Here is a 5,260-nt window from a genome sequence, read left to right as displayed (position 1 = left end):
GTCGTGGTGACCGCCCCGGCAGCGCAACATGGATTCGCGAGGATGATATTCGACGTCAACAGACTTGACTGGAACCTGTTGCGCACGTTCTTCGTCATCGTGGAGGAACGCAGCCTGACGCGCGCCGCCGCGCGTCTCCAGATCAGCCAGCCCTCGGTCAGCTCGGCCCTGCAACGGCTGGAGAACGCCGTGGGCCTGCGTCTTGTGGTGCGCGCCAGCCGCCGGTTTGAACTGACGCGGCACGGTGAACTCCTGTACAGCGGTTGCGCCCAGATATTTCGGGACGTGTCCCGCATCGGCGAAAAACTCTCCGGAGCGGCGCGCGACATCACCGGCACGCTGCGCATCCTCGCCGTCACCGACGTGCGCTACGCCCCCTTCGATCAGGCCCTCCGGGAACTGCATCTGCGCCATCCCTCGATCATCGTGCAGATCGATACGGTCAGCAGTCCGCAGGCGGTGCGCGCCATCTCGCGGCAGATCGCGCCGCTGGCCCTCTGCCTGCTGCCGCAACCGATCGCGGGGCTGACCTGCGAACTTCTCGAGCGCGAGGAGTTCGGGATCTTCTGCGGCGCGACCCATCCCCTCTTCGCGAAGGAGGGGGCCACCATGGAACATCTGCGCAACGAGAGCTTCGTCAGCTTCAGCTGTTACAACGAAGGCGGCGCGCTGGAACCGATGCTGGCACTTGGCGTCGGGGCCGGGCTCGGAGAACGGATCCGCGGCTCATCGGCTCACCTGGCCGAAGTCGTCCGCATGGTCGAGGCCGGCATTGGCATCGGCATCCTGCCGGTCGCCTCGGTCCAGCGTGAGCTGGATGCCGGGCTGCTCTGGCGCATCAGCCCCGAAGGCGTGCATCTGGGCGCCGATCTCTATCTGGTCACCAATCCGGCCATGCCCCTGGAACTGGCCGAGGCCAGTTTCCTCACCATTCTGCGCGACTGCATCAAGGCCGATCGGCACGAGCCGTGACGGCGTGCAGCAGCACGTTCAGTCCGGGCTCCAGCATCGCCGGCGTGGCCATCTCATTGTGGTTGTGGGTGATCCCGTCCTTGCAGGGGGTGAAAATCATCGCCGTGGGGACGTGTTTCGCCAGGAAATACGCGTCATGGCCGGCCTGGCTGGGCAGTTCCAGTCCCCTGAAGCCAAGCCTGTCGGCCGCGTCGCGCACGTGACCGACCATGGCCGCGTCGAAGATGTCGCCGCCCCAGCTCCACTGATCCAGTATCCTGGTCTCACAGCCGGAGCGGATGCCGGCCTCGGCAACCGCGCGCGACATCCTGACCCGCATCAACTCGGCCACTTCGGGGTCCTGGTGCCGCACGTCGCACACCGCCTCCGCCCAGTCCGACAGCAGCCCCGCCTTGTTCGGCGAGGCGGAAAGCCGTGCCGCCGTGGCCTTGCCTCCCGTCGCAGCGTACTCCCAGCCGAGATCGTCGACGGCGACCAGCAGGCGCGCGCCGGCGACGAGGGCGTTCTTGCGTCTGGCCATGGGCCAGGGGCCGGTGTGAGCCGTCTCCCCGCGATACTCCACAAGGATTCCGTGCGAGGCATAGGCGTGGGTGACAATCCCCACCTCGTGGCCGGTGCGGTCCAGGACGTCGCCCTGCTCGATATGCAGCTCGAAATAGGAGTCGATCTCGCGCCCGCCGACCGCTGCCGGGCCGCGATAACCGATCGCGTCCAGCGCCTGCCCGACGGTCGTGCCCTCCGCGTCCTTGAGGCCAAGGGCCCACTCCAGGTCGTAGCCCCCCACGAAGCACCCCGAGGCCACCATCGGAGGCGAGAACCGTGCCCCCTCCTCGTTCGTCCAGTTGACGATCTCGATGGGACGTCGGGTTGCGATGCCCAGGTCGTTCAGCCGCCGCACCACTTCCAGGGCCCCGAGGACACCGACGATGCCGTCGAAACGGCCGCCGTTCTCCTGGGTGTCCAGATGGCTGCCCAACAGCACGGGCGGCAGGTCCTCGACGCCCTCGCGGCGCGCGAAGATGCTGCCGATGCCGTCGACGGTGACGCGTAACCCGGCCTCGTTGCTCCACTGCACGAACAAGTCGCGCATCTGCCGATCCGCCTCCGTAAGGGCGAGGCGGCAAAGGCCGCCTGGCCGCCCCTGCCCTATCGCGGAGGAGGCATCGAGCGTGGCGAGGAAACGGCCGAGATCGGCACGGATTTCGGTGGGAAGGCTCATTTCACAATCCTGGTCTCGGCTCAGCGTCCGGCGGCATCCAACAGGCTGGGTGTCGAAGCGGCAGCGCCGAACAGTTCCGGCGTCAGCTCGATCACGGCGGGGGCGCCGGCGACGCACGCTGCCGCGATCGTGCGCGAGGCTTCCGCGGCACTCGCGGGGGCGTACGAAGCGATGCCGTAGGCGCGCGCGATGGCGAGGAAATCGGGCGTCGGGTAGACGGTGCCGACGGGCCTGACGCTGCGCTCCACCATCCCCTTGTGGATCTGCCCGAAGCAGTTGTTGTTCCACAGCAGCACCACGACCGGAAGCTGCAACTCGGCCATCACAGCGAGCTCGGACAAGGTGAACTGGAAGCCGCCATCGCCGACGATGGCCACGACCTTTGCCCCGGGCTTGCCGATGGCGGCGCCGATGGCGGCGGGGAGCGAATAGCCCAGCGAGCCGAACCCCGCCGGGTGGACCCAGCGGCCCCGCGTCGTGGCGGGGTACAGGTAGTTGCCGGCATAGGCGATGGTTGTCATGTCGGTGAAGATCATCGTCTCGGTGGGCAGGCTTTCGCTGATCGCCTCGAGCGCCGCGAGATACACCGCATCGAGGCCCGTCTCCCCCGCGCGAAGCGCCGCGCGCAGGCGCGCCACCCTTTGCTCGGCCTCGACACGGGGGCGAGCGGGGGTCATCGACCGAACCGCCTCCAGGATCGCCGCCGTGGCCGGCGCCGCATCCGCCAGGATCGGTAGTGTCGTCTTGTGCTGATCGCAGAGCTGCTCGTGGTCGATGTCGATGCGGATCATTTCGCCGGAAATGGGCAGGGGCGCCGCGGTAAGGAACTCGCTCTGCGCCAGCTCGGAACCCACGGTCAGCACCACATCGGCTTCGTCCAGGAAGGCGCGACCATCGGCACGGTGCAGGACGGCATCCAGCCACAGCGGATGGTCCGCCGGCAGAATGCCCTTGCCGGCGATCGTGGAAAATACTGGTGCCGCCAGATGTTCGGCGAGGGCGTGCAGCTTGTCCGCGGCGGAGCGCGCGCCGCCCCCCACGATCAGCATCGGCCGCCGCGCCCCTGCCAGGAGGCCGGCGGCACGAACGATATCCTCCGGTCGCGCGCCGGGCCGCGCCGAAAGCCGGCGCGGCGCCCAGTCGCCTCGCGCCGGTGCAGACAGCACGTCCATGGGAATATCCAGATAGACCGGGCGCGGACGGCGGCTGTCGAAGACGGCAAAGGCACGGTCGAGATAGTCCGGCACGTCGTCGGGCAGCCAGCACGTCGCGGCGAAGGCCGTCACCTGCTCAGCCATGGCCCGCTGGTTGCGCGTCTCGTGCAGTCTTCCGCGCTGCCGACCGTGGTCGCTCACGTCCTGGGTCGAGGCGATGACCAGCATGGGCACCGAATCCGAATAGGCCTGCCCCACTGCCGTCAGCGCGTTGGTGACCCCCGGGCCGGTGATCAGGAGGCAGGCCGCCGGCTTTCCCGTCGCGCGGGCATAGCCGTCGGCCATGAAACCCGCACCCTGCTCGTGCTTGGGCAACACGTGCTGCAAACGGCTGCCGGCGAGGCCCCGGTAGAGTTCGATCGTGTGCACGCCCGGAATGCCGAACACATGGGTGATGCCGCGCGCGGCCAGCGCGTCGATGAGCGCCTCACCAGTGGTCCGAAGCCGCGCGGGAGGGTCGGATGGCCTGTTCATTCGTCTACCCGGATCGTGGCGATCTCGGCCGGCGAAAAAATCTCCAGAAGTTCAAGATCCGCCGAGACGCGGACCACACAATGCAGGCAGCCCCTGGGTTGCCATATCGCATCCCCGGCCCTCAGCGTCCGCCGCTCGCCGCCCTCGAGCTGGAACTCGATCTCACCCTTGAGGATGTGCACGTACTGGAAGGCCGCGTCGTGCCAGTGCAGCGCCGGCTCGACCGCCCCTCCTGACGTGGCGCGGAAGATGCGCGCGGTGTAGTCCCCGCCGGTCGCCGCTTGCAGGCCGTTCTCGCGCATCTCGAAGCGGGTGCCGGGCACCGCACTGAAGCCGGTTTCCGAACCGTGGAAGATCGTCGCGGGAGGATGCTCTCCCGCCATCGGTGTCGCTTCGGTCATGTTGTTCTCCGCTGGCCGTCAGGCGGCCGCCGGCTGGCGTCGCGGCGCCGGCATGCCGGTTTCCGCCTCGCATCGGGCCATCAGTTCTTGGATGGTGCCGCCGAAGTCGAAGCTCTGCGGTGCCCCGGCCCCGGCCGCCATCGTTGCCCGCAGGGCCGCGGTTGCCGCCTCGTCCACGGCAAAGGCTTCGTCCAGCACGACGCCGTAATCGCCGGCGCCTTCGCGCGTGATCAGGCCATTGCGGGCATCCTCCGCCACGCGACCTGCGGGCCGCTTCAGCGGATCACCCCAGCCGCCGCCGCCCCAGGTGTCCATGATCAGCACGTCGCCCGTGGCGACCTTGATGCGGTCGCACTTGGAAGCCACCAGCTCGCTGGTTCCCGCGACCCGGTTGAGCCGCCGCCTGCTGCGTCCGGCCGCCTTGCCGCCGTTGACGCCCCACGGATGGGTCATCCAGCGGTCGTCATGGATGGAAATCTCGCCAGGCTCGCGGAATTCGTAGGCGATGGAGATGCCGTTTCCGCCCCGGTGCAGTCCCGGCCCGCCGCTGTCCGGAATGACCTGGGTGTGACGAATGACCAGCGGGAAGTACGCCTCCAGATATTCCGTCGGGATATTCATGAAGGAGGGCCAGAGCGAATGGCCGTCGACGCCGTCGCCGACCGGGCGCGCCGGCAGGCCGCCAAAGCCGATCTGGTACAGCTGGAACCAGTCGCCCTTGGCATCGAATCCCGAATACATCAGATGCGGGCTGGCCGACCAGCCGGCGCCACACATCGCCTCGGGCTTGCCCTGGCCGAGCAGCCCCGAGACCAGATCGAACATCCGGCACAGCAGGTGCGTGCGGCAGGACAGCGCCGCCGGCCGGCGCGGGCGCAGCAGGCTGCCCTCGGGGATGCGCACGTCGATCAGTTCGTAATAGCCGTCGTTGAACACGATGTGCGGATCGAACAGCTTCGAGGTATAGGCCCCGAAGATCA

The 5,260-nt window shown here is 68.2% G+C and carries 5 protein-coding genes; 1 reads left to right on the top strand and 4 read right to left on the bottom strand.

The genetic code is table 11. From position 1 onward, the window contains the following. On the top strand, nt 1–972 hold a 972-nt coding region (locus VGD93_RS03940; RefSeq protein ID WP_395009398.1), incomplete at its 5' end, for a LysR family transcriptional regulator. On the opposite strand, the gene VGD93_RS03935 is transcribed toward VGD93_RS03940, so the two are convergent. From VGD93_RS03935 to VGD93_RS03920, 4 genes are all read right to left on the bottom strand, one after another. Then, on the bottom strand, nt 947–2,191 hold the full coding sequence (locus tag VGD93_RS03935) for a Zn-dependent hydrolase (protein ID WP_395009396.1): 1,245 nt from the start codon (nt 2,189–2,191) through the stop codon (nt 947–949). The two genes, VGD93_RS03940 and VGD93_RS03935, sit on opposite strands and share 26 nt — an antisense overlap. A 20-nt stretch (nt 2,192–2,211) precedes the next feature. Continuing rightward, nucleotides 2,212–3,879, bottom strand: coding sequence for a 5-guanidino-2-oxopentanoate decarboxylase (locus VGD93_RS03930; RefSeq protein ID WP_395009394.1), 1,668 nt, complete (start codon nt 3,877–3,879; stop codon nt 2,212–2,214). Further along, nucleotides 3,876–4,280: a cupin domain-containing protein gene (locus tag VGD93_RS03925; RefSeq protein WP_395009392.1), complete on the bottom strand. Its 405-nt coding sequence runs from the start codon at nt 4,278–4,280 to the stop codon at nt 3,876–3,878. The genes VGD93_RS03930 and VGD93_RS03925 overlap by 4 nt, the downstream gene beginning before the upstream one ends. 18 nt (nt 4,281–4,298) lie before the next feature. Beyond that, nucleotides 4,299–5,260 (bottom strand): hydantoinase B/oxoprolinase family protein (locus VGD93_RS03920; RefSeq protein WP_395009390.1); only part of this gene is annotated, 962 nt, incomplete at its 5' end.

It is taken from the genome of Devosia sp. (genome assembly GCF_036406155.1).
Classification (GTDB): domain Bacteria; phylum Pseudomonadota; class Alphaproteobacteria; order Rhizobiales; family Devosiaceae; genus Devosia_A.
This window is presented reverse-complemented; position numbering and strand designations above follow the sequence as displayed.